The organism is Bradyrhizobium centrolobii (assembly GCF_001641635.1).
GTDB lineage: Bacteria > Pseudomonadota > Alphaproteobacteria > Rhizobiales > Xanthobacteraceae > Bradyrhizobium > Bradyrhizobium centrolobii.
In genome coordinates this window covers 57,998-82,900 of the sequence record NZ_LUUB01000104.1, presented here as the reverse complement: position 1 = coordinate 82,900, position 24,903 = coordinate 57,998, and the positions used below count along the sequence as shown (strand labels likewise).

The window sequence follows — 24,903 nt, the reverse complement described above, 5'->3', positions numbered from 1 at the left end:
GACTGGCTGCGGCGACGCGTTCCAGGCTCACGTCATCTCCTATGCCGACGACTTCGTTATCCTCAGCCGCGGTCGCGCAGTGGAGGCATTAGCGTGGACGAAGGCGGTGATGACCAAGCTTGGGCTGACACTCAACGAGGCTAAAACTTCGCTGAGAAATGCCCGACAGGAACGCTTCGACTTCCTCGGCTACTCGTTCGGCGTGCATTGGTTTGAGGCGAACGGGAAATGGTATCTGGGCGCGAGCCCGTCCAAGAAGAGTGTACAGCGGCTCAAGACAAGGGTCGGCGAGCTTCTGGTGCCAAGCAATATCGATCCATGGCCGGAAGTACGTGACAAGCTGAACAGGTCACTGCGAGGCTGGTCCAACTACTTTGGCTACGGCTCGCGGAGCAAGGCATACCGTAGCGTCGACCAATACGTCTTTGAACGTGTGCGCAGGTTCCTCGCGCGAAGGCACAAGGTGCAAGGGCGCGGCAATCGCCGATTCATATTCGATGTCATCCATCGAGAACTCGGCGTTCTGTGCCTCCAACGCTTGCCCCGAGCGGCCACGTCGCGTGCCTCGCGGTGAAGCCAGCCGGAAAGCCGGATGCCGGAAATCGGCACGTCCGGTTTGATGAGCGGGGATGGGAAACGGGGCGATGGCCAAGGGGCCCCCAAGCTACCGCGCCCATCCTCGACTCTACCGAAGCTGCCGCGCGGCCGACGCCGAAACGTGGATGCGGCCAAGGCACCGAAATCGATCTGGTGGACCCGAATAGTAGCGTCTTTGTTATTGCGCCAAAGCACTAGACGTCTTGCGATAGTGAGCGATTTGGCCAGGATCAGGGCGGCCCTCTGCACCACCAGGCAGCGCTAGGTTGAGGAAGGAATGCAATGAACGATGTGACGGCACGGCCGAACAGTCTGCCTTGGCCGCCGATCATCTTTTTGGCGGCGATCGCCATCAGCGTCTTGTCGAACGTATTCTATCCACTCCCATGGATCGGGCAGCCGCTGTCAGGTATCCTCTTCGTGCTCGGCTGGCTGATGATAGCGGCATTCGTCGCCCTGAACATTTCAGCCATCCGCGCAATGCGCCGGGCGGGAACGACTGTGAGGCCGGATCGCGGTACGGATCACCTCGTCACGGATGGCCCCTTCTCCTTTACGCGCAATCCGCTCTACCTCGCCGGCACGATGCTTGTACTGGGGATTGGACGGGGCTCGGGCATTGTGTGGTTTTTGCTCCTAGCGATCCTCGCCGCATTCGCAGTGCAAAAGCTCGCTATCGAGCGGGAGGAAAGGCATCTACAAGCGCGATTCGGGGAGACCTATCTGGATTATGCCGCGCGCGTACGGCGATGGATTTCGTCGTTGCTCAGATAATGTAACGGGCGGGATCCACGCACTTGGAAGGAGTGGTTCCATGCTTGCCGGTCAGCTGGCACTCATTCTTGCTGCCGCATTTGCGGGGGCGGCCTTCTACGTCAATTTCGCTGAGCACCCAGCGCGCTTGGCGCTGGACGACAAGAATCTGCTCAAGCAATGGAAGCCCAGTTACGACGCCGGCTACACGATGCAAGCGAGCCTGGCCGCCATCTCAGCAGCACTCGGTTTGCTCGCGGCGTGGATCACCGGGGATTGGCGATGGATCGTTGGAGCGGTGCTCATATTCGCGAACTGGCCCTATACCCTTATCGGCATTATGCCGACAAATAACAGGCTGAAGGCTATCGCGGAGACCGACGCAGGTCCAACATCGCGCGCCATGCTCGAGTCGTGGGGACGGCTGCATGCCGTCAGAACTATGCTCGGCCTTGCTGCAACTCTCGCATATCTGTGGGCCCTCCACTGAAGATCGCTGAGCAAGGCTCATGTCGCCTTCTGACCCTATCGATCGAAGGTCGACCGATACTGCTGTAGAAGGGCGCCAAGTCCTGCCTAATCTTTTCAAGGTCGACAAATCTATCGATCGACCGGAGCATGTGGTCGGCGGGGATGTGCCTTTCGAGTGAGAACTCATAGAACAACACAGCCTGTTCGACTTGCCGATGCCCCATCATGATCTTCAGTCCTGCCAATTAGACAGACTGAATCACCGATATCTCTGCGTCGCAACCGCTGCCTTTTTCAACAAAATCGGCCAATTGCAGACAGAGCACTGAAAGGCAAGCATCAAACACGAGTCGGCTAGTAAAGCGGCCTCGGGAGGCGCAGTTGTTGCCTGCGTGCCGCAGGCCGGCCCAGGGGAATGGCTTAATTGACGGGGTCGACGACGTACCGTCGTACTGTCTTGACTGCCTTGTCACGCTGGGGCGTAGGTCTTTCTGCCCGCGAAACGCATCAGTTGAATAGCGAGGCAGCGAGAAATCGTTGCCTGTCGTAGTCTGGGCGGGGACGTTGAAATCGCTAGGTTTTTTTACCGTAAGAAGAGGCCAAAACTCGCAAACCCGCACTTCTTCGGCCCACTCGGAAGCAGCGTAGTTACCGCAAATCCATCGACGACAATTTTTGAGGTGGCGGAGAGGGAGGGATTCTAATCCACTCCCAATCACAAGTAGAAAACCGCAGAATAAACCGCAGGTCGTTGCCCGCGATCCGGGCAGGCACGCGTGAGCCGCAGGCCGCAAAGCCGGTCAATCTCATCTTGAATCTCAGGTCATCGTGCCCGGCATGAAGCACTTGATTACTTTGCCGGGTATGCCGCTGTGACCGGTCCAACCGTCGTAGTACCAGACCAGGGTACGGCCATCACGATTCGGCCCCGTCACCACGGCCTCGTCGGGCACGTCTGCCCACACGCCATCAAGCCTGACTTTGTAGTGACTTCTCGGCTTGTTCTGTGTCTCCCAGTCACTCGGTTCGACGTGCGCCGAGTCTGAGCCATCGCAGCAAGGACCCTTCCCGCTCTCTAGCTTCTCATACCAGCCGTCCAGCTCGGGATGCGACGCATCGTGGGCCTCCGCCGGCGAGATCGCCATGTAGCACAGTATCGCCGCGCCCGCGGCGAACACCGTCGATCTCGCCGTTGAGGTAGATCGCCTTGCGCGTTCCCTGCAGGTTGAGGCCGTCGAGCTGCTGGATGTCGCGCCAAGTGGAGCGGCTGGACCTGCGCGACCACGATGGCTTCGAAAGGTGCGTAGGCTATAAGGCCACATCATTTCGCGCTCTCCATCTCTTCTTGCGGGGCTGCGAGCGGCAGTTGGTCAACCCCGTAATCGCCTTAGCGATAGCCCATCCCGCCGACCAGTGGAAGTCCGGGCGGACATCCGCACCGCGCTTGCCGCAAGCGGTGCAGGTGAAGCGCCTTCGATGTCGAACAACCGGATGTCGTCGGGCCCGCGGTCTGCACGGCCGATGGCGCGCAATAAGACCGTTCTGCGAAAGTCCATTAAACTATATTGTTCTTAGGGGTGGGATCATATCCGCTGCGGAGGGAGACGAAAAGCTCAAACAAGAACTCGAAAAGCTCGTCGCTGCATTCACCGCGAGCTACAACAAGCAGGACAGTTCGAGACTTGCTGCTTACTTCGCCTGCGGAGGCGTTCTTAATCCGACCGGCCTACACGCTGACATTGCCAAGCTTTATGAAGTCGCGTTCAAGGCAGGGTCAAATCATAGATGCATTGCGTAAAAGTCTCGAAAGATGAAGGATGCTTCGTTGCGGCTTTCGTGCAGCGGTCTGGGAGGGAGCATTCTGCTCATGGCCCAGGCCGTGTGAAAATCCCGCAATTTGGGGCGCTCCGGCGCATTCATGGGCGCCGAGCTTCTAATTCGGTGGCATCGGGGTTGTGGTCGAGCCGATCCTGAACTTTTTCCAGAACGGCCTCATGCTCCCAGCGTGAGATGCGGCGCTCGGGGCCTGTCGTGCACTGAGCTCTTAGCGCGCAGGTCTTGCAGGTGCTTGTCCAATAGCGGCGCAGTGTCTTTCCGTCCTCTACGTTCGTATGGTGATAAGCTAGCCGCTCGCCGGCGGGACAGCGATAAACATCGTCCGCGGCGACATAGACGAAGTCCTGTTTTGCCGAAGCGGCCGGCAGCCTTTGGCGCCCGAAGTCATTGGCTTCGGCAACGTCACCGTGATGTCGGCTTCCTCGCAGGCCCTGATCTCCTCTCCATCGCAATAACCGCGGTCTGCCACGACTTCGAGCGTCTCGACGGCCATTTCGGCACGAGCCTGGGCGGCCATGTTGGCGAGTTGGTGGCGATCGGTGCCCACGTTGGTCACCTCGTGAGCCACGATGAGATGATGCTGCGTATCAACTGCAATCTGCACGTTATAGCCAAACGATCCCGGTGTCCTTGCCACTTGTCGCCATCGAGCGCGCGTCAGGATCGGTCAGCGACATCTGCTTGTCCTCACTCTTCATCATCTCCGCATTGATCGCGTTGAACCGAACGATCTCCTCCTTAAGCTTCTCGATCTTGCCCTTCAACCGTTCAACCTTCACCTCCGGGACCGCATCGCCATGCCGATCGGCGGTTTCAAGCTGAGAGAGGTAGCGGGCGATGCTCTCATCGATCCGCTCAAACGCCGCTTCATCTTGGGCCTCGGTGAAGTCCTTGTCCTGGGCATTGATGCCTTGAACTTTGATCCGTCGATGGCGACGCTCGCTGCATTGAACAGTTCAAGCTTGCGGCACAGCGCGACAAATTCGCGGCAGACCTCACGAATGGCCTTGCCATTGTCCTTGCGGAAATCTGCGATGGTCTTGAAGTCCGACGCCAACTGCCCGGTCAGCCAGATCATCTCGATATTGCACTGGCATTCCCGCTCCAGGCGTCGGCTCGGCGGCGCGCGATTGAGGTAGCCGTAGATGTAGAGCTTGAGCATAACACCGGGGTGATAGCTGGGTCGGCCGGTATCGAGTGGCTGGACACCGACAAACCCGAGCTTTGTCGAGATCGAGACCGTCAACAAACACGTCGACCGCTCGCACCGGGTTATCCTCGGTCATATAGTCATCGAGCGATGACGCGCCGCGACGGTGATGGTATCGCCATGGGCGTGTATTCGAAGAACCGTCCGCCGCCGAAATTTCCAACGATGGCGTGCTCTGCATGCACGCCGATCCACATCACTCCCAGAATGACGCCTTTCCGCGGCAGCGTTCGCGAAACGACTCGCTCCAGTCGTCCATCGCCAGGGCACGCCACGGCACACGATGCATGGTCCGGGTGCTCGCCGGTGCCGCCCTCGCGCCTGCAAAATCCCCGTCTCACCCCCAAACGTTCTGTCTTAGGACTGCAAGCGTCAGAACCTTTCCGATCTTCACGGTGTTGTCTTTGTGAGTTCCGCGCGCTGGACGGGGACGAAGCCGTCCGCGCTCTCACCTGGACGAAGTCACCATGAATGCGACGCTTACGAGCATTCGGGGTTGGAGCGAGGCTATGCTCACATCCCTTGTGGCCGCGATGGCAGTATTCTTCCCCGCCATTCCCAAGATTCTTGCCTTTGCTGCGATCCTGATTATCCGCTGGTTCGTCGCGGCCTTAGTGGCAAGCGCAATCGCGGCAGTGCTTCGGCGAGCCCGCTTCAACCCATTGCGCACATTGGAGGTCTCATGCAATTCATTTTACGTGTTCTCGCCGCAGCCGTGGTCCTCGTCTTCTATCTCCCCGTGATCTCGGGGGTCACGCTTGCGATTGCTGATGCGACTGGAGGGTTGCCGGGCACTCTCACCGGCTGGTGGAAGTACATCGGCGATGTGATCGCCGATGGCGCTGGCTTTTCTGCAAGCTACAAAGAGAACATGTTCACTATATGGGGCTTCGCCGCGCTCCTCAGTGTCATCGGTCACACACTGCTTTCGATTTCGAGGGCGTGGATGCGTCGATGAGGAATTTCGGAAACCCCGCTACTTGCCTTAACGCCACAAGGGAATAACTGCGCGGTCGTGCGCCAGATCGCTCGCGGCCCGCGAGGGTGTCCGCTTGTGGTCCGATTGGAGACGTACTTGGGTCCAAGTCGATCGGTCAGACGGCGCATTTTGACCCGAACCAGCCGTTCACAGCTCTTGCCCGTCGAAGCTTCTACGCCGGCCGGGTCGTGATTCGGACTTAAAGGAGATGTCGTCGGTTTCCTGCCGCGCCAGGTCACAGGGCTGCTCCTTGGCCCTCGGCAGTGATACGCTACACCCGCTAAAGAAGGCCGCGTTCGGGCGGCCCGATCGACATCGGAGGAAACCCATGACGCAGACACAGGCGCTCTCGCGCCGCCGCGTGCTCAAGGCCGCCACCGGCACGGCGGTGCTCGGCATGGTCGGCTTCCCGGCCATCACCGAAGCACAGGTAGATACCATCAAGATCGGGCACCTGACTCCGCTTACCGGCTTCCTCGGTCAGCTTGGCGTCTATGGCCAGAATGGCGCCAAGATGGCCGTGGAAGAGATCAATGCCCGCGGCGGCGTGCTCGGCCGCAAGCTTGCGCTTATTACTGAGGACAGCGTCAATCCCGGCGTCGCCGTCGCCAAGGCCCAGAAGCTCATCGAGCAGGACAAGGTGTTGGTGATCATCGGCGAGATCAGCTCCGCTTCGGCCGGCGCCATTATGGAGCAAGCCAAGCGGCTCAAGGCGCTCTATTTCAACACCGGCGCCAATTCTGACGAGCTCAGGGGCGCCAATTGCAACCGTTACACCTTCCACATCGAGGGCTGTAACACGATGTACACTAAGACCATCGGCCATTGGCAGAAGCGCCAGGGACTGATCAAGGGTGCGAGATGGTACATGCTGACAGCCGATTATGCCTTCGGGCACGACTTGGCGCGCGTTTCCACCCGCTTCCTGCAGGAGAACGGCGGCATAGTGGTGCAGAACGATCTGGTGCCCACCAATACCCCGGACTACTCGCCCTACATCTTGAAGATCCGTCAGGCGAACCCGGACTTCGTGTACCTCAATCTCGCTGGCGTCGACCAGACCACCTTCCTCAAGCAATATAAGGAGTACGGTCTGACCTATAAGCTGGCGGGCGGCGTCATGGACACCATCCCGTTCTGGGCCGCCGGCATCGACGCCCTCTCGGGCTACTGGCAAAGCCTCTGGTACCACGGGCTGACCAACAAGGGGGCCGTGGCCTTCACCAAGGCCTTTACCGACAAGTTCGGCGGTCCGCCCGACAACCAGGCCTGGGGCGACTACATGGGCATGCAAATCGTCGCACAAGCGATGACGGAGGCGAAATCGACCGCGGCCGACAAGCTGATCGAAGTCATCGAGAAAGGCATGAAGTTCGATCTGCTGAAGAACCGCGAGGGCTTCTTTCGCGACTGGGACCACCAGCTCCTGCAGGAGATGTTCGTCGTCAAGGTGAAGGAAAAGGACAAGGCGAAGGACAAATGGGATATCTTCGAGATCATCGAAGCCTCGCCCGGGCCCGATGAATCGCTCGAGCTGATCCAGCCGACCAAGGCGGAAAACGCCTGTTCGTTTGCGACTTGAGCCCCTCGCCCGATCCGGGCAGCGACGGCAAGAGCGGTCGGCGCCCGGAAAACCGGTCCCATCTCATGCTCTTCATAGTCATCGAGCAGATTCTGAACGGCCTCGTGGTGGGGGCCTACTACATCCTCTTGGCGCTTGGACTGTCGCTCGTCTTCAGCCTCGGCGGCGTCGTCAACCTTGCCCATGGTGCGTTCTATGCGCTGGGCGCCTATCTGGCGGTGACGCTTGCCAATGCCGCCGGCTTCTATGGCGCGCTCGTCGCCGCCCCCGTCGCCGTCGCCGCGGTCGGCATGGCGATCGAGGTGCTGTTCCTGCGCTGGCTGTACCAAGAGGACGCGATCCTCGGGCTCCTGTTCACCTTCGGGCTGGCGCTCACTGCTGAGCAGGTGATCCGGCTCATCTGGGGCGCAACCGGTCTGCCGTTCTGGATCCCGCCGTCGCTCGGCGGCGTGCTCAAGGTGGGCGGCTTCCTGTTTTCCAACTACCGGCTGGCGGTGCTCGGCGTAGCCATGGCGGCGATCGCCTGCACCTGGCTGCTCCTCTACAAGACCTCGTTCGGCATGGTGGTGCGTGCGGGCACCTCAGACCCCGAAATGGTGCGCGCGCTCGGCATCCGCTTGCGGCCGGTACTGACCATCATCTTCGGTCTGGGCGTCGGCATCGCCGGGCTCGCCGGCGTGATGTCGGCGCCGCTTGCGGGCGTGCAGCCGGCGATGGGCACAGAGATCCTCACTGCGACCTTCGTCATCGTCGTGATCGGCGGGCTCGGCAGTTTTTGGGGCGTCGTGCTCGCCGGTATCCTCACCGGCATCGTCAAGGGGCTGACCGTGCTGGTCTATCCGCCGGCAGCGGAGGCGGCCATGTACGCTCTGATGGTGCTGGTGCTGCTTGTGCGTCCGCGCGGCCTGTTCGGCGAACGAATGGATCGCCTGGAAGCGTGAAGCCGATGTGGAAGCGCCAACATCCCATCTTGGTTCTCGCCGCGGCGCTAGCGATGCTGCCGTTGCTCATGTCCACGCTCGGCCTCACGACGGCGCTTGCGACCGAGCTTGCGCTGTTCGCCATGGCTGGGCTCGGCTTCAATCTGCTGCTCGGCTACACCGGCCTCGTCTCCTTCGGCCACGGCGCCTTCTTCGGGCTGGCCGCCTATGGCGCGGCGCTCCTGCAGATCCACATCACCAAGGGCGGCGCGTTTATCCCCGTCCTGTTCGGAACTTGGTTCGCGGCGGTCTGCGCGCTTGCGATCGGCTTCCTCATCCTGCGGCGGCGCGGCGTGTATTTCTCGCTGCTCACCCTCGCGCTCACCGCCATGATCTTCTACGTCGTGTTCCGGTGGACGAGCTTCACCGGCGGCGAGAACGGCCTCGGTGGCATCCGGCGCGGCCGGTTGCTCGGTCTCGATCTAGATGACCAAAACATCTTCTACGTCGCCGTCTGCGTGATCGTGGTCTTCGTCGCCGGGCTGATGTGGCGGATCGTCAACTCGCCCTTCGGTCGGGTGCTGATCGCAATCCGCGAGAACGAGCAGCGCGCCCGCTTCGCCGGCTTTCCAGTCCGCCGCTACAAGCTGTACGGCTTCATCGTCTCCGCGACCGTCGTCGGGCTGGCCGGCGCTCTGTTCGGCTTCCTCAAATATTTCGTCTCCGCCGATCTCGTGCACGTCGCCTTCTCGGGCGAGATCCTGGCCATGACAGTGATCGGCGGCCAGCGCCATTTTCTCGGGCCGGCGCTCGGGGCCTTGTTCTTCATCCTGTTCCGCGAACTGCTGACCGGCTACACCGCAAGCTGGCAGCTTTGGTTCGGGCTGCTGTTCATGGGATTCGTGCTGCTCTCGCCCGGCGGGCTCATGGAGCTCGGCGAGCGCATCCTTGCCCCATTCCGCAGACGACACGAGGAAGCGGCCGCCATGGGCGCCAGGGTTACGCCGAATCCGGGCGCCGAGATTCCGCATTTCCTGCGCAACGTCGCAAAATTGCGATCCGAGCCGGCGATGGAGGCGCGTGAGATCTCCAAACGTTTCGGCGGATTTATCGCCGTCGATAGAGTGAGCCTTCGCCTGCCGCCACGAGGAATCCATGCGCTGATCGGCCCAAACGGTGCAGGCAAGACGACGTTCTTCAACGTGATGACCGGCCTATTCCCGCCCGACGGCGGCGCGATCCTGTACGCGGGGGGCAACGTCGCCGGATTTCCCCCGGAGCGCCTCGCCGGCCTTGGTCTCGCCCGTTCGTTCCAGATCACCAACATATTCAAGACGATCTCCGTGCGCGAGAACCTACGGCTTGCCGTGCAAGCGCGCGATCGCCGCCGGTTCCACCTGCTCGAACGGGCGGACTCGCTCGCCGAGGTGAATGGCGACACCGATGAGCTCGTCAAGTTTCTCGGGCTCGAGGGGCTCGCGGCCGTGCGGGCCGGCAGCCTCTCCTACGGCGGACAGCGCCTCCTGGAGATCGGCCTTGCGTTAGCGGTGCGCCCGCGTGTCCTGATGCTGGACGAACCGCTCGTCGGGCTCGCGCCGGCGGAACGCGAGCGCATCGTCGGCCTGATCAAGCGGCTGTCCGAGCACATGAGCGTGCTGGTCATCGAGCACGACATCGACCGCGTGTTCGCCTTTGCGGAGGACATCACCGTGATGCACAACGGCGCGGTTCTGGCCGCCGGCAAGCCGGCCGAGGTGCGCGCCCATCCGCAAGTGCAATCGGTCTACCTCGGCACCGGACGCCGCATCAGCAGCGCCCGGGCACCGTCCGGCACGACGCCAGCGGCGCAGCCGCTGCTCAGACTCGACGCCGTCAACGCCTTCTATGGCGCCAGCCACATCCTGCACGACGTCACGCTCGAGCTGCGCGCCGGCGAGATGGTGGCGCTGCTCGGCCGCAACGGCGCGGGCAAATCCTCGACCCTCAAGGCGATAATGGGTCTCAATCCGCCGCGCACCGGCCGCGTGCAATACCTGGGAAAAAATATCGCCGGTGGATCGCCCGAGGACGCCGCCCGCGCCGGAATCGGTCTCGTCCCGCAAGGCCGCCGCTTGTTCCCGACCTTGACCGTCGCGCAGAACCTGGAAATGGGCCGGCTGCGGCGCACCGGCCGCGAAGGCATGCGCTGGAGCGAGGAGCGCTTGTTCGCGATGTTCCCGCGCCTCGCGCAGCGCCTCAACGCGAAGGCCGATACGCTCTCTGGCGGCGAGCAACAGATGGTGGCAATCGCCCGCGCGCTCGTCGGCAATACGCGCATCCTGTTGATGGATGAGCCGTTCGAAGGCCTCTCACCAGCCATGGTGGAGGAGGTGTTCGGCGTGATTGACGCGCTCCGGCGCGACGTCCCGATTCTCATGATCGAGCACGATCTCGATCTCGCCTTGGCGCTTGCCGACCGAGTTTACGTGCTCGACCGCGGGCGGATCACGCACGAGGGGCCGGCTGCCCCGCTGCACGCGGATCTCGGCCTGCGCCGCAAGGTCCTCTGGATATAGCTAGCTACCCGATGGTGGGGAAGCTGACACTCTCGGTCACTGTCAAACCTGACAGCGCGATCTCAGGCTTTGTGCCCCCAGCTGCCGATTTGCAAGGTCCGTTGTCTATCCGGTCTCTAGTTGGAGCTGTTTTGCTCCGGACCATCATGGATATCAGCGCGCGTGCGTTCTCATTACCGGACAGGCCTCGACGGGGCCATTTGGGTCACCAGTGTTCGCATGCGCCGGGAAGACTGGTCCTCCATCTCTACTTATCCTCTCGCAGACCTCGGCTGGAAACTATTGATCGGATTATGTCATCGCTTGCTCGCGTCCTCGACCGAACGGCGGTTTCGGCACGTTCCCGTCCGTATGTGTTCGGTAAGCAGCATCGGGTTGGGGCTTGCGCGTTAGCCCGGTGCCGCTCCGCTGGTCCATCGGTACCTTATGGATGTCTGCCCCCGATTAAGCAATGAAACGGCTCAGCCTTGCTCATGAGGTGCTCTTAGTTCTGCTCCTGAGGGAGGGCGTTTCGCGGCGACTGTTCATGTGGGACAGTGAGTGAAACATGTTCATTTTGGTATCGAAAAACTGGTGCTCGGACATGGGCAACGAGTAGGTGGGACGCTGGAAGGGTGCCGAACTCTCTCTCACCAGTACCGAGCTGGTTGTTCACCGATACGTTGTCAGCGGGAAAGCTCTCAGAGTTTTGCGCGGTCACGGCGTCGATTTAGCCGTGCCCGACTACTTCGGGTCTAGCCGATAAACAGACGTTTTCAGGGACTGTCAGCATGTCGCGAAGGGGGCCAGGAATCCCTCCCCCGCAAGCGCCCGGTGCGGGGGAGGGGCGTTGTGCCCGAACCACAGTTCAATGCGTCGCGCGCGGCCCTTCATACGAGATCGTCCAGATCACGCCGGATTTTGGCACGGTGTAGAACGACGGTGCCTTGTAGAAGTCGGCGAACACTTCGCCGTAATCCACCACATACATGGTGCGTCCATCATTGGCGAAGATGACCTTGTTCGGCCGCTCGAGACCGCCGCGATTCTCCGATTTCTGATAAGCGTTGGGCCCAGGTTCGATATTGTGGGCAAACTGGCTCCACTTGACCCCGGTCGGCTCGAGGAAGTCGATCCGCAGCACCACCGGCCAGGTTGGAATGAGGCTCTCCGGCCCGGTGTCAAGGATGCCGTAGACGGCGCCGAACAGAGTGTTGTCGGCGCCGAAGCCACGAACGCTCCAGGCAATCCCGTCGATCGGGTTGTTGGTATCCCATTCGAGCACAGGGTTGATGTAGCCGTTCGGGTTCTGGTTTGCGGCAATCAGCGGAACGCCGCGAACGCCGTCAACGTGGAACTGGAAGCGATAGGGCGGCATTTTCGGCATGAACGGCTTATCGCCGACATAAAGCTGGGGATACGGACGATCGACTGCGTTGCCGCGGAAGACTTCCCAGCCGAAGCGCTTGTTGCTGACAAATCCCATCCCCTCCTTGTCGGGGAAGCCGGCGTCCTGCCCCTTCTCGGTCACGATGAAGAGTTTCTCGGCGCCATTGGCGATGCGGCGATGGCCAAGGTCGTTCGCGCCATTGTCGGCAACCGCCAGCGCGTTCTCCCATTTGGTGCCGGGTGGCCCGAAGGCGACGCCGGACTGGTTGCGGAAGCCCATGGCGTAGACCTCCATTTTCTCATGCGGATAGATGCCGTCGGTGCCCGCGTCGCTCATCTTGACGCGCATGATAGAGCCGCCGCAGGGCACCTGAGCCTTGACCACCATGCCGGGCTTCGCCGGCACCCCGACCGGCAGCAGCGCCCCGGTCATGCGGCCGTCGGAGGATTTCACGTTGAGGCCCGTATGCACAATGTCGCGGCACACCGGATCATGCGGCGTGGTGCCGTGGCCGTCCTGGTGCTTGACCCAGAACGGATCATTCGGGATATCCGTCCAGCCGTGATTATCTGGATCCGCGAAACCGCTGTTGCTCGGGAAGCCCAGCGCAAAATAGATGTAGCCGTCCTTGCAGGTGATGCCGCCGTTGCGGTGGTCGCCGATCGGCAGATCCTTGATGATCAGCTTGAGCTCGCCGTTGACGCCGTCCATTTCCCAAATCTTCTCACCGTATTCGGGAATGTAGGTCTTGCCGTTCTCGGCGCAGTAGCCGATTTCGTTCATGACCGTCTTGAACGTGCCCTTGCCGACCTCGCGCAGGAGTTTTCCGTCCTTGTCGAAGATCTTGACATGCGGCGGGTCGATCTTGTCAGCCTCGGGGCTGCCAAGGAGAACGCCGGAAATCGCCACCCACAGGTTTCCATCCTTGTCGACTGTGGCCGACGATGGGGTATCGAGCCCGGCAGCAAACACGCCGACCTTATAGCCGGGCGGCACGACAATTTTGGTAGGGTCAGGCTTGAACGGCTCGCGTTTCGCCCACGGGCCGCCGCGCGGCTCCTGTGCGCTCGCCTGCATCAGGCACATGAGCGCCGCTGCGGCCACCGTCATACTGAGGAAAAATTTCATGACACTCCTCCCTTGGCTGGCTTGGTTTCCACTCCCACATCTTTCTAAGTGTGTTTGCTTTCCTGGTTGTTTTTGTTTCCGTTCGGATCCGTGCGTTCGGATCGGTTCTTCATTGAGGCCCATCGGACAAGGGCAGGGTTCGGACGTACGCGATGACATCCGCGATGTCGTCCTTCGACAGGGTCGCCTTCCAGGAAGGCATGAATCCGCTCTTGCCCATCGCCTCGCCACCCTCCGCGATCACCATGGCGAGGGAGGCATCATCGATCAGGTCGATGTAGCCTTTCCGCGTCAGGGCTCCGACGTGGGGCATGAAGCCTTTGCCGCCGCCGCGACCGTCGGCGCCGTGACACCCTGAGCAATAACGCTGGTAGAGGACCTCGCCGTGCTGGGCGTTTCCAGCGAGGAGCGGCGTCGCCCAGAGGACGAGCCAGGCCATGATAGCAGACAAGTGCCGACACATTCGGATCATCCACTGCCGACATACGCGAGAACCGCATCCGGCACGCTGCGGCCGGCCGCATGCCGTTCGGAAACCAAATCACGGAGCATCTGCAGCAGCTCGGGGTTGCGACGCTGCTCAAGGCCGACGATGCTGTTGATCGACGCTCCGGTGAACACGCATTTCACCACCATCTGATTCCAGGCAGCCTCATCAAAATAATCGAACGGATACGGGTTATGGCAGGCAATTGCCTCGAGCACCGGTCCGATCGACGAGCGCACGCCTTCGCGCGCCCGGTCATGGAGCTGCCGGCCGGCCGGAAAGACCGCGAAACCCTTCAGATAGGCCACGTGCTCTGTGACCTCGGCTGTCGTGCACAGCCGGTCGATGCGCGCCGCAAAGGGCTGATCATCGCCGCGATATGTGGCAATGAGGAGGGCGACGCGCGCCGCCTCGTCAGTGCCCCACAGGCGCGGCTGCCAGCCGGCGCGCAGTCGCTGCGCTGCCAATTCATCGTCGGGGTCGAGTGTCAGATCGGTGCGGCCGACCTTGCGTCCCACAAGACCGAGCGAAAGCGCTAGCCGTCGCACGTCGACGGTCATGCGCTGGCGTTCGAGTTCGGCCGCGAGCCAGCCCATTGCTTCGGGCGAGAGCTGACGGGAAAGCCAGCGCAGCAGAAGCGCCATGATCGATGCAGGTTCGGCACTGGTCGGGCCACGCGGATCCATTGTGGTCTCCATCGCCAGGGCGTCAGGTCCCCGCGATATATCGTTGTAGCAGGACGGTGGCCGCGAAGCCGGCAACCGCCAGCAGGGCCGGCGCGCTCGCACCGGCGCTCGCGATCAGTGCGGCATCAACCAGCGAGACGCCGGCGATGAGGGCGGCGACGGCACGCGAGACCGCTCCGGGCGCGGGCCGTCGCGCCAGGAGGTAGACCGCGGCGGTCGTCCAGCAGATCAGAGCGATATAGATCACGGCTGACAGCGGCCCCCGAGCGAGTGCCGGCAACGCGATGATCATTGGCGCTGAAAGCGCAACGAGTGGCCAGAGATTGCCCACACGGTCGAGACTCTCTTGCCTGGCGGCGTAGGTCAGGCCGGTGATGTAGGCGAGAAGGGCAAGCGAAGCGATCACAACAAATTCGGGGATACTGCCCGTCGTCGCAGCGGCGGCGCCGAGATAGACCAGCATGCGGCAGGCACCCATCATCACCGGAGCAACAGGATTGCCTTTGTGGAACAGATCGTATGCGACGATGAGCGCGGCGAGCCCAAGGCCACAGATCGCGGCTGCCAAGCCGATAGTGGCCAGCAGTGCGACGCCCGCGGCGAGCAGGCCGAACCCGATGGCCGCGACGAGGTCCGCTGCCACGTCTCCGGCTGGGATCGGCCGTCCCGGGCGCTCGCGCGCATCGATGCCGCGATCGAAGTAATCGTTGAGATACATGCCCCCGACATAGAACAGCGACATCGCCACCAGCACGATGCCGGTTCGGCCGTCGTGCCACGGCCCACCGGCGAGCACCGCCCCGGTGAGGACGTTGGTCCACACCGTCGGCAGGTTTGACACCCGGCCAAGCGTCAGCAGAGCCGTCACCGACAGGGGGCGCTGTGCCGTCATCGCCATCAGGACAGCTCCTCGAGCACCCAGAGCATCTCGCGCGCGATCGCATCCGCCCGGCTCGACTGGCGCAGCTCAGGCGGCAGCACATCCCACGTATAGGTTTCGACCTCGAAATGGGGTGCGACAAAGGCCGACTTGGCGGCAGCAAGCGCCGCCTTCAGCGTCGGTTGCGTCGAATGAAAGCCCCCGGCGATCTCCAGGAACACGGGCACGTGACAATGGACGCGCCACTCGCCCCCGGCCTTTCCGGCGCGCAGCGCCGCAAACGCGGGCTCCAGGTCGACATAGCGAACCAGCGAGCCGTTCCGCCGTTGTACGACCTGATGCAGGTAGACGCCGTCATTGAACGCCGTGAGCGTTCTTTCGGTGTTGGCATCGATCTCGGGCACTCGCAGCGCCGAGCTCAGCTGCAGCTTTCCGATCCGGATGCCAGCTTCGCCGAGCTGCGCGAAGGCGCGCGCCGGCTCCTCGAATTCCACCGCACCGTGGCAGACGTCATAGCAGACGCCGAGATGGCGCCGCAACGCGTCGTGCGCGGCGGCGGGCGACGTGCCTGTCTGGTCCGCAACGATTGCGGCGCTGGCATCAGTGTGGAGATGATCGCAAAAGAACGCGATCGTTTCCTCGACGGTCTCAAGAAAGCAGCATGGCTCGGGCTCGAGGGCGAGTACGATCTCGCGGCCGGTTCGGCGCCGCAGTGAGACGAGCGTGGCAACGTGGCGAGCGAGCGCGTCGGCCATCGCCCTCGCGGCGTCTGGCCGCGCCGCCGCTACCGCCTTGAACGTCCCCGGGACCGTCGACACCGAGCCGACCATCCCGTCCGGCAGAAGCATCGCCAGTATCTCGGCGGCGCGATCGGAGTAGCTCAGCCGCTCCGGCGTGAGCCAATCCGGTTGATAGACATCCTCCTTCACGCGGCGCCCATGGAATGGGCCATAGGGAAAAGCGTTAATGGTGAAGACGTAGAGATTTTCGCGGTCGAGAAACGCGCGAAACTCGTCAAGCACCGCTGGCGCGCTCAACGCCTCGGCGGCGATCCCCGAGAGCCGAAGACCAAGTCCGAATGCACTGTGCGGCGAGACCCTTGCCTTGATGTGTGGGACATGAGCCTCGAGGCTCTGGCGCACCTCATCCCAGCTCTCGCCCGCGTGGATATTCGTACAGTAGGTGAGATGCGCGCCGCCAGATAAGTGACTGAGATGCATGAATGCCGTCCCTCTTATCGGGCACGTGCCTTGAGCCATGCGATAGCTCTTTCGATCCGTTCGTCGTCCATCGCATGGACTTCGACACCAAGCCCGATCGCTGCGAGAAGCGTGATGGTCAGCTCGCCGCCCAGATGCTCCTGGAAATCGCCGATCCCGGCGATGATGCGCCGGCGGCCACTCCCGTCCCTGAGGTCGAGCGCATCGTCCCAAAGCGTGAACCCGAGCGCCTGTAGCAGCCGGACAATGCGCGTGTCCTCGCCCTCCGGCAACAGGCCGGCGAGCACCGAATAGCGCGAGTCAAGCGCAATGCCGATCGCCACCGCCTCGCCATGGCGCAGGGTGTGGCGCGTGAGCGTCTCGAGCTTGTGGGCAGACCAGTGACCGAAGTCCAGGGGGCGCGCCGAGCCGCTCTCGAAGGGATCGCCGCCGCTCGCGATCTGGCGCATATGGAGCCTCGCGCAACGCCGCACCAGCGTCTTGAGCGCGTTCGGCTCGAAGGCCGCGAGCGCCGCGGCCTTGCGCTCGATCCAGTCAAAGAAAGCGCCATCGCGGATCAAGGCGACCTTGACGGCCTCGGCCATGCCGGCCCGCTTGTCGCGCGCCGGCAGCACGTCAAGAAAAGCCTGGTCGTTGATCACCGCGAAGGGCGGCGCAAAGGTTCCGAGCAGATTCTTGAGACCGAAAGCATTGATCCCGTTCTTCACTCCGACGCCGGAATCGCTTTGCGCGAGCACCGTGGTAGGGCAGCGGACGTGGCGCACGCCGCGATGGAATATCGCAGCGGCAAATCCCACCGCATCGAGCACGGCGCCGCCACCGATGGCAAGCGCATAGGACTGCCGATCGATATGCCGCGCCGAGAGGTCCTTGAGAACGGCCTCCACGCAATCGTGCTGGTTCTTGACGGCCTCGCCGCCCGGAACGATGACAATGTCTCCCACGAGCTCCATCGCGGCGGCGTGCGCGGCGCCATAGTCGGTGATGCGGCCTGCAAGCTGCGGCCATGCGATTGTCACGCCTTCGTCGATGAACACGGCGAGACGCTGAGGCCGGGCCAACGGGCCAGGCATCAGCACCTGACGAAGACACGGATTGCGCGGATCAAAAAGATCGCGCGTGAAATGGACCGGATAGTCGTATCTGATCGAGAACGTCTGCGCGAACGTTTCCGTCCGCGGAACGTCGGGTTCCGGGTCGAGCATCGACGCGCTCCTCCCCTCGATGCGCGCGAGCAGTTGCAGCTTTCTTTACGGACGCATCGAAGAGTGTAGTCTTCATCGCCACGCCTAGCCTGTCAATTCCCCTCGAACATCAAGAGACCGCGCGATGGTGTGCCAATGCGGAAGACGATTGTCATCCTTGTAGTCGGCCTGACGCCAAGCCATCTCGGGCCCAACACGCCACATCTGTCGGCGCTTGCGCGCGCAGGTGCCGTGCGTCCGCTTGACACAGTGACGCCCGCGGTCACGTGTACCGTGCAGGCAACCTTCATGACTGGCAGCCTGCCGCGCGACCACGGCATCGTCGCGAATGGCTGGCTATTTCGCGACCTGCTTGAAGTTTGGCTGTGGCGACAGTCAAACCGGCTTGTTGCCGGGGAGAAGGTCTGGGAGGCAGGCAAGCGGCGCGATCCCGGGTTCACCACCGCCAATCTGTTCTGGTGGTATAATATGGGGGCGAGTCACGACGTCGGTCTCACGCCTCGGCCGATCTACAAGTCGGACGGGCGCAAGATGCCTGACTGCTATGCGCAACCTGCAGCGCTCCGTGAGGAGCTGACGCGCGAGCTTGGCGTCTTTCCCCTTTTCCAGTTCTGGGGGCCAGGGACCTCCATCGTATCATCGCGCTGGATCGCCGATGCGGCCCTGCATGTCAGGCGCACCCGAACCCCGACCCTGACGCTGGTCTATCTGCCGCACCTCGATTACGACCTACAGCGCCTTGGGCCCGACGATCCTCGGACTGCAAGAAGTCTGCAGGAGATCGATGCTGTTGCTGGCACGCTCATCGCCGATGCCGAGCGGGAGGGAGCGCGGGTGATCGTGCTGTCCGAGTACGGGATCACGGCCGTCAGCATGCCGATCCACGTCAACAGAGCCTTGCGTCGGGCCGGGCTCCTGGCGGTGCGCACCGAGGATGGTGGCGAGGTGCTCGATATCCCGCAGTCGCGGGCGTTTGCGTTGGCCGATCATCAGATCGCCCATCTCTATATTTCGGAACCGACACTGATCGAGGAGGTCCGTCGCATCGTTGCGGCGCTGCCAGGCGTTGACGGCGTGTTCGACCGGCGCGAGCAGCACGGGCTTGGTATCGATCACGCGCGCTCGGGCGAGCTCGTTGCGCTAGCGCGCCCCGATGCGTGGTTCACATACTACTACTGGATTGACGATCGGCGCGCTCCGGATTTCGCCCGCCTGGTCGAGATCCATCGCAAGCCGGGGTATGATCCGGTCGAGCTCTTTCTCGACCCCGCCATCTCGTTTCCAAGGCTGGCGCTGGGTTGGCGCCTGGCCAAGCGGGCGCTTGGGCTGCGCACCGTCATGGACGTGATCCCGCTCGATGCCACCCTCGTGCGCGGCTCTCATGGGCGGATCGTGGACGATCCGGCACGCGGTCCGCTGTTGATCTCGAGCGAGCCGAGCCTCGTGCCGGATGGGCCGATCGCGGCGGCGGCGGTCAAAACGATCATCCTGGCGCACGTCTTCGATTGACGCCCGCGGACAAGGGCGCCCGTGCCTCGCCGATCTCGGCTGTACGCCCTGGTACGGCCGTCGATCGACTCCAACCGGATCGGCCAAATGCGGCAGCGTGGCTGACAGGCTATGAATGTCTACATGCCCTTGTCTTCCGTGTTCAAACGTCCCGGGTCATGCTAGATATTACGAGGCACCGAAACGATTTCTCGTCGTCACGCCGCAGAAGCAACAAAAACGGAGGCGCGGCATGTCGCAACAATTTACCGCCTTCGAAGGAGCCACAGGATCGGGCGAGGCGCGGGAGCGCTCCGAACTCCTGTGCCCGTGCTGCGGCGCGCGCCTGTCGCTGCGGGGCCAGGACGGCGCGATGCGGCTTCAGGCCGACACACAGGGATACCTGATGCCGGCTGCAGCCGGCACCATGTTCATCGATCCGCATGCACACATGATCTCGCGCACCACCGCGGACTACGAGGCCATGGCGCGCGCCGGCGTGGTGGCGGTGATCGAGCCGGCGTTCTGGATCGGCCAGCCGCGGACTAATCTCGGCAGCTATGTTGACTATCTCTCCAGCATTATCGGCTTCGAAAAATTCCGCGCCGGCCAGTTCGGCATCCGCCACTATTGCTGCATTGGGCTCAACCCGAAGGAGGCCAACAACGAGGCGCTGGCGGAAGCCATCATGGAGGTGCTGCCGCACTTCGCCGCGAAGGAAAGCGTCGTCGCCATCGGCGAGCTCGGTTATGACGAGCAGACCGCCCTTGAAGACAAATATTTGCGCCAGCAGATCGAGCTCGCCAAGGAGGTTGATCTTCCCATCATGATCCATACGCCGCATCGCGACAAGAAACGCGGAACATCGCGGACCATGGACGTGCTCAGCGAGCACCGGTTCGACCCGGGCCGTTGCGTGATTGACCATAATAATGAGGAGACCGTCCGCGATGTGCTGGACCGCGGCTATTTCGCGGCGTTCTCGATCTATCCGCACACAAAGATGGGAAACGAGCGCATGACCGAGCTGGTCCGACAGTTCGGACCCGAGCGCATCATTGTCGATTCCGCCTGCGACTGGGGCGTCTCGGACTCGCTTGCCGTGCCGAAGACCGCCGCGTTGATGGCACAACGCGGCATTCCGGCCGCCACGATCCGCAAGGTCACGTACGAAAATGCGCTGGCCGCCTATGGCCTCTCTGGCGTCATGAAGGAGCAGGATTGGCTCAATCCGGCGCCCATCGACCAGCGCACGCTGTTTGAGGGTAACAGCGTGCTGCGCGGCGGCCAGACCCCGCGCATTGAGGCGCCCGTCGGTCCGCTCTCCGGTAACCTTACGATTGCCTGATCGGCGATCAGGGCACGCAGCGCCGCGCCGCCGGCATGTCCTCAATCCCCATGCGCGGGATCACTCCGTCGCCGCCGACAATGAGTGTCGCCGGGATCGGTAGCAGCCAGGCGTCATTGTCCTGGGCGGCGGAAACATCGACTCCGGCCGCGGCCATCATCCGCTCCATCCAAAGCAGCCGTGCCACCGGACGCAGCGCATTTGGGAATTGGCGTCCGATCGAAACCCTGCATAATGCGGCCGAAATAACGATCACGGCGCGTGCGCAATGACCGGAATCGCCCCGAGTATCGTGTCGTTCCTGTTTCTCGGCTTCTTCCTCGGGATGCGGCATGCGACCGACGCCGACCACGTGGTCGCCATTGCGACGATCGTCAGTCGCCAGCACAGCATCGCGGGCTCGGCGCTGATCGGTGCTGCCTGGGGCGTCGGGCACACCCTCACGGTTATGGCCGTCGGCGCTGCGATCATCGTGTTCGGGGTCGTCATTCCGCCACAGCTCGGCCTGTCAATGGAGTTCGCCGTCGGCATCATGCTGGTCCTGCTCGGCGTTCTCACCCTGACAGGGATGGGTCGCGCGGTCGGCACGGCCCATGTGCATGCGGGCGTCCCCGGCGGAAATGCGCTCGACTTCCATGAGCACCCGCATGCGCATGGCGACTACGTGCACCGGCACCCGCACGGTCACGCCCCCGGTGCCCACGGGCACGCCGAGGAGGACACGCCGCTGGCGCGGCTCGACCGCAGCGGGCTCGGCCGGCTCGCTTTCTACGAGTGGCTGCGCCCCTTCGCCGTCGGCCTCGTGCATGGCCTAGCAGGATCGGCCGCCGTCGCCCTGATGGTCCTGTCCATCATCCGCGAACCGATGGCCGCGCTCGGCTACCTGCTGCTGTTCGGGCTCGGCACTATCGTCGGAATGATGCTGATCACGCTGATCCTGTCGGCACCGTTCGCGTTCACCGCGGTCAATCTTCCGATATTAAATTGGCGGCTCCGCGTGGCATCGGGCCTGGTCAGCTTCGTCTTCGGGGTGTTCCTGATCTACGGCATCGGCTTTGCTGACGGCGGCCTGTTCAGCGACGCGCCGACCTGGCAGCCCCGTTGACCTGGCGAACGGTTTGGGGGCAGCGGTAAGCCACAAGTGCGCGCAGGTCTGCTTCGCCGCCCGTACCGGTTGACCGATCGAAACCGAGGGATAAGATAAAATGTCGCAATAATCATTGAAATAATCATTGATAAGATGGAGGATGCGCCATTCAGACGATTGGCATGCCCGGTGCGCGGTCGTTGTTGCTGGCCGGCATCGTTCTGGTGCTCGCGGCAACCGTGGGTGCTGTGTGGCTGCACGAGATGCGGCCGCAGTCGGTGGTGCAACCGGCGGCGCAAACTGTCGGCACGCGAGCCGAGAAACCCCAACCGCCGGCATTGACAGCGGACGAGGAACGCTTCGCCACGGCCTTGTGGGCCGTCCACCGGGAGGCGACTCGCTCGGCGGTGGCAATGAGCTTTGCCGGCATCGCTTATCAGACCGAGAATCGGGACGCCCGCGCGCTCGCGCGGAGCATCGAGCCGCTGGCGAAATTCTTTCATGATGCTGAAATTGAGGTCCGCACCATGAGCCCGCCGCCTTCACTGTCAAAGACGCACGGGCAGTACGTCGAAGCATTGGCGCTCTACGCCAACGCTGCAGCCGAGATGCTGAAATTCATCGAGGACGGCGACTCGCAGCGTCTCGACGTCGCCCACCGGCTGGATGTGAGGGCCTCTGAAGACATGCTGCGCGTCGGCGAAGTGCTGTGGCCGGGACAATACAAGCCGCACTAAGTGGCAATCGGATCAAGGAAAAGAGACAAGCGCATTCCGATCTCAATCAGAATCTAACTGTAGGGAGGAAGGCAATGAGAAAACGCTCGTTAAGAATTCGTCCGTTCGCATGGACGGCTCTAATAGCGGCACTGGTTTGCCTCTTCGACGCGGCAGCGCAGGCCCAGCAACCGGTCTGCTCGGTATGGCTGATTGAGAGCAGCCGTTTCATGAAAGTACCGTTCGGAGCGTTCATGCCGGATCGCGCATTCGTGCCCGGCAGCAACAAGCCGGAGAGCAGCATTCCAACCGTCGATCTGCCGGTGAACATCGGCGTGATCAAGTGCGGCAATGAGTTGGTCCTCTACGATACCGGCTGGAAGCAGCAGGAATATCTCAAGATGACCGGGTCGGACCACTGGGCTCCGCTGCCCGACCAGCTGAAGGTTCTCGGCTTCAATGCCGCCGATGTTACGAAGGTGGTAATCGGACACGCGCACTGGGACCATGCCGGCCAATTGTCCGATCTGCCCAATGCCGTGCTTTACGTGCAACGCGAGGAGCTCAAGGCGATTGAGTGGGCGCTCAACTATCCGGAGCCGCACATCCGGGCGATCAACTCCGATCCCGGCGGCTGCTACCGTACCCCCGCTTGCGGCTACATGCCGCTCACAATCGAGGAGGTCTACGGCAAGGTGCTGAAGGGCAAGGCGGTGATCGTTGATGGCGAGATGGAGATCCTGCCCGGCGTGCGGATTCATCCGGCATTTCGCGCCCATACGGCCGGCTCGCAGCTGCTTGAGGTGCCGACCGCCATCGGCAAGCTGGTGTTCGGCTCGGACGCGTTCTCGTCGTACGAGGCCATCCGCGATTGGATGACGGCGAACGTGCAGCAGACCGATACGGTCCAGCAGTTTCTCGCCTACGAGAAGTGCTACAAGATTACCGGCGGCTACAACAACTGCGTCTCCGCTCACGAGCCGCTGAGCTACACTGACAAATATCCGCTGACGAAGAATTCCTGGGAGGCGCTGAACGGCGGACGCATGGCCGAGATCACGCTGGCGCCGGGTGAAAAATCGCGCAAGCCATGACCGGTGTTGTCGGGTTGGGACCAGCCTCCCCACCCCGACCGCTTCATCGTGGGATTGGAAAAGAGCAATTCGGCCTGCGTCGGCTGACCATCTGGCTTGTCTGCGTGGCGTCTCTCCTGGCTAGCAGCGCGTCGGCGCATGACGCGAGCAGCTATGGCGGCGTGTTTCGCTCTCGCGATCTTGGCGCCGCCTGGTTGAATGCGGATGTCGGCCTGTTTCTCAATGCGGCGCTCGTCATTGCGGTCGATCCACGCGATTCGTCCCACCTGCTGGTTGGCACCGATCTCGGAATCCTGACTTCGCACAATGGAGGGCGGAGCTGGGCTCCGGAGGCGCGCGACGTCATCATCGGCGCGGTATTTGCGCTCGCCTTCTCGCCAGACGGCGAGCTGACCGTGTGTGCGGCAGCCAGCGGCGTGTTTCGTCGTGACCGGGAGGGTTGGCTGCGCGCCGAGATCCCGGGGTCCGCAATCCCGGCGCGGGCGCTGGTCGCCGGGCCGGCTAACCATCGTTTCTATCTGCTCGGCTGGAGGGCGCTGTTCGCGAGCGAGGACGGCGGCCGCACCTATGCGGTCGTGCCCCGAGTCCCAGAGATCGGCGAGATGACGGCGCTGGTGACGATCCCGGGATCGGCCGACATTCTGGCGGCCGTGATCGACGGACGGGCGATGATCAGCCATGATGGGGGGCGCACTTGGCGCAACACCGGCTTCGGCGGCGCAGATGCGCCGGTCGACACGATCGCGACCGATGCCAGCCGGCCGCAACGCATCTGGGCGGCGGCGGGCGGCCGGATGGCGGTCAGCGACGATCTCGGCTCCGGTTGGCATTCCGTCGGACGTTCGCTGCCTGAGGCGAGAGCCAGAGTGCGCGGCATTGCAGCCAGCGCAGACGCGACGACCCTGGTCATCTCCTCCGATCGCGGAATCTATCGCAGCGACGACGGCGGCGAATCTTGGGCGCCGAAAGAAGACAACCTTCCAACCCATATCGAGTCCGGGCCCCTCGCCCGGGATCCAAACGATGCAGGCGTCATTTACGCGGTCTTCTCGCTGATGCCCTATGCGGAAGTCTGGCGAATGGCCCGCGAAGGCGGCAACCTGCTGGCGCGCATCGAACCGATCAGCCTCGTCGGCGGGGTCTCGTTCTGTGTGCTGGTGCTGATCGGCGGCTGTCTTGCGGCGCTACATCTGTCGCGCCGGCGCGCCGCCGCGCGTTCGCCGCGTTGATTCGCGTGGGAACCGAGGTTCGTACGGAGTGTGCCGCGAATGCTTGCGAACTTCAAAATCGGG

The 24,903-nt window shown here is 62.7% G+C and carries 22 protein-coding genes and 2 pseudogenes; 14 read left to right on the top strand and 10 right to left on the bottom strand.

Features of this window, described 5'->3' with window-relative positions:
* From AYJ54_RS37740 to AYJ54_RS37730, 3 genes are all read left to right on the top strand, one after another.
* Positions 1-574 (top strand): group II intron maturase-specific domain-containing protein (locus tag AYJ54_RS37740; protein WP_283808620.1); only part of this gene is annotated, 574 nt, incomplete at its 5' end.
* A gap of 305 nt (positions 575-879) precedes the next feature.
* Positions 880-1,371: a methyltransferase family protein gene (locus AYJ54_RS37735; RefSeq protein WP_063707307.1), complete on the top strand. Its 492-nt coding sequence runs from the start codon at positions 880-882 to the stop codon at positions 1,369-1,371.
* Positions 1,372-1,411: 40 nt separating this feature from the next.
* Positions 1,412-1,840, top strand: coding sequence for an anthrone oxygenase family protein (locus AYJ54_RS37730; RefSeq protein ID WP_063707305.1), 429 nt, complete (start codon positions 1,412-1,414; stop codon positions 1,838-1,840).
* A gap of 37 nt (positions 1,841-1,877) precedes the next feature.
* Here the strand turns inward: AYJ54_RS37730 and AYJ54_RS53065 are convergent.
* From AYJ54_RS53065 to AYJ54_RS48290, 3 genes and pseudogenes are all read right to left on the bottom strand, one after another.
* A pseudogene (locus AYJ54_RS53065) lies at positions 1,878-2,048 on the bottom strand (transposase); the annotation flags it as partial.
* Positions 2,049-2,639: 591 nt separating this feature from the next.
* Complete coding sequence (locus AYJ54_RS37725) at positions 2,640-2,999, bottom strand: hypothetical protein (RefSeq protein WP_201724309.1); 360 nt, start codon at positions 2,997-2,999, stop codon at positions 2,640-2,642.
* A 768-nt stretch (positions 3,000-3,767) separates the two neighbouring features.
* Positions 3,768-4,955 (bottom strand): annotated as a pseudogene (locus AYJ54_RS48290) (IS1182 family transposase); the annotation flags it as partial.
* A 379-nt stretch (positions 4,956-5,334) separates the two neighbouring features.
* Between AYJ54_RS48290 and AYJ54_RS54175 the strand changes: the two are divergent.
* From AYJ54_RS54175 to AYJ54_RS37690, 5 genes are all read left to right on the top strand, one after another.
* Entirely contained in the window at positions 5,335-5,610 is a 276-nt protein-coding gene (locus AYJ54_RS54175; RefSeq protein ID WP_430641458.1) for a mechanosensitive ion channel family protein, read from the top strand.
* Positions 5,550-5,825, top strand: coding sequence for a hypothetical protein (locus AYJ54_RS37705; protein WP_063707297.1), 276 nt, complete (start codon positions 5,550-5,552; stop codon positions 5,823-5,825). Before AYJ54_RS54175 ends, AYJ54_RS37705 begins: the two co-directional genes overlap by 61 nt.
* Positions 5,826-6,174: 349 nt before the next feature.
* Complete coding sequence (locus AYJ54_RS37700; RefSeq protein WP_063707295.1) at positions 6,175-7,428, top strand: ABC transporter substrate-binding protein; 1,254 nt, start codon at positions 6,175-6,177, stop codon at positions 7,426-7,428.
* A gap of 65 nt (positions 7,429-7,493) precedes the next feature.
* On the top strand, positions 7,494-8,369 hold the full coding sequence (locus tag AYJ54_RS37695; RefSeq protein ID WP_063707321.1) for a branched-chain amino acid ABC transporter permease: 876 nt from the start codon (positions 7,494-7,496) through the stop codon (positions 8,367-8,369).
* A gap of 53 nt (positions 8,370-8,422) precedes the next feature.
* Entirely contained in the window at positions 8,423-10,903 is a 2,481-nt protein-coding gene (locus tag AYJ54_RS37690; protein ID WP_245329225.1) for a branched-chain amino acid ABC transporter ATP-binding protein/permease, read from the top strand.
* A gap of 847 nt (positions 10,904-11,750) precedes the next feature.
* Here the strand turns inward: AYJ54_RS37690 and AYJ54_RS37685 are convergent.
* The 6 genes from AYJ54_RS37685 to AYJ54_RS37660 form a co-directional block, all read right to left on the bottom strand.
* The gene (locus AYJ54_RS37685; protein WP_161491932.1) at positions 11,751-13,400 is read right to left on the bottom strand and encodes a PQQ-dependent sugar dehydrogenase family protein; all 1,650 of its coding nucleotides are present in this window, start codon (positions 13,398-13,400) and stop codon (positions 11,751-11,753) included.
* Between the two features lie 109 nt (positions 13,401-13,509).
* Positions 13,510-13,839: a c-type cytochrome gene (locus AYJ54_RS37680; protein ID WP_063707291.1), complete on the bottom strand. Its 330-nt coding sequence runs from the start codon at positions 13,837-13,839 to the stop codon at positions 13,510-13,512.
* Positions 13,840-13,868: 29 nt separating this feature from the next.
* Positions 13,869-14,573 (bottom strand): EboA domain-containing protein, encoded by a 705-nt coding sequence (locus AYJ54_RS37675; RefSeq protein WP_136624208.1) that lies wholly within the window; start codon positions 14,571-14,573, stop codon positions 13,869-13,871.
* 22 nt (positions 14,574-14,595) lie between these two features.
* Entirely contained in the window at positions 14,596-15,471 is an 876-nt protein-coding gene (locus AYJ54_RS37670; RefSeq protein WP_063707287.1) for a UbiA family prenyltransferase, read from the bottom strand.
* Positions 15,471-16,673, bottom strand: a complete 1,203-nt coding sequence (eboE, locus tag AYJ54_RS37665) for a metabolite traffic protein EboE (RefSeq protein WP_063707285.1) — start codon at positions 16,671-16,673, stop codon at positions 15,471-15,473. The genes AYJ54_RS37670 and eboE overlap by 1 nt, the downstream gene beginning before the upstream one ends.
* A 14-nt stretch (positions 16,674-16,687) precedes the next feature.
* The gene (locus AYJ54_RS37660) at positions 16,688-17,878 is read right to left on the bottom strand and encodes a 3-dehydroquinate synthase (RefSeq protein ID WP_063707283.1); all 1,191 of its coding nucleotides are present in this window, start codon (positions 17,876-17,878) and stop codon (positions 16,688-16,690) included.
* Between the two features lie 135 nt (positions 17,879-18,013).
* On the opposite strand from AYJ54_RS37660, the gene AYJ54_RS37655 reads away from it, so the two are divergent.
* Complete coding sequence (locus tag AYJ54_RS37655; RefSeq protein WP_063707281.1) at positions 18,014-19,387, top strand: alkaline phosphatase family protein; 1,374 nt, start codon at positions 18,014-18,016, stop codon at positions 19,385-19,387.
* Positions 19,388-19,619: 232 nt separating this feature from the next.
* Positions 19,620-20,714, top strand: a complete 1,095-nt coding sequence (locus AYJ54_RS37650) for a TatD family hydrolase (protein ID WP_245329224.1) — start codon at positions 19,620-19,622, stop codon at positions 20,712-20,714.
* 7 nt (positions 20,715-20,721) lie between these two features.
* On the opposite strand, the gene AYJ54_RS50935 is transcribed toward AYJ54_RS37650, so the two are convergent.
* On the bottom strand, positions 20,722-20,883 hold the full coding sequence (locus tag AYJ54_RS50935) for a hypothetical protein (RefSeq protein ID WP_161491931.1): 162 nt from the start codon (positions 20,881-20,883) through the stop codon (positions 20,722-20,724).
* Between the two features lie 99 nt (positions 20,884-20,982).
* Here AYJ54_RS50935 and AYJ54_RS37645 point away from each other — a divergent pair, with 99 nt between their 5' ends.
* The 4 genes from AYJ54_RS37645 (at position 20,983) to AYJ54_RS37630 (ending at position 24,840) form a co-directional block, all read left to right on the top strand.
* Positions 20,983-21,819, top strand: coding sequence for a hypothetical protein (locus AYJ54_RS37645; protein ID WP_063707279.1), 837 nt, complete (start codon positions 20,983-20,985; stop codon positions 21,817-21,819).
* A 164-nt stretch (positions 21,820-21,983) separates the two neighbouring features.
* On the top strand, positions 21,984-22,538 hold the full coding sequence (locus AYJ54_RS37640) for a hypothetical protein (RefSeq protein ID WP_063707277.1): 555 nt from the start codon (positions 21,984-21,986) through the stop codon (positions 22,536-22,538).
* 209 nt (positions 22,539-22,747) lie between these two features.
* Entirely contained in the window at positions 22,748-23,611 is an 864-nt protein-coding gene (locus AYJ54_RS37635; RefSeq protein WP_063707275.1) for an MBL fold metallo-hydrolase, read from the top strand.
* 104 nt (positions 23,612-23,715) lie between these two features.
* A complete protein-coding gene (locus tag AYJ54_RS37630; RefSeq protein ID WP_063707273.1) occupies positions 23,716-24,840 on the top strand; it encodes a WD40/YVTN/BNR-like repeat-containing protein in 1,125 nt (374 codons plus the stop codon).
* The last annotated feature ends 63 nt before the right edge of the window (positions 24,841-24,903 follow it).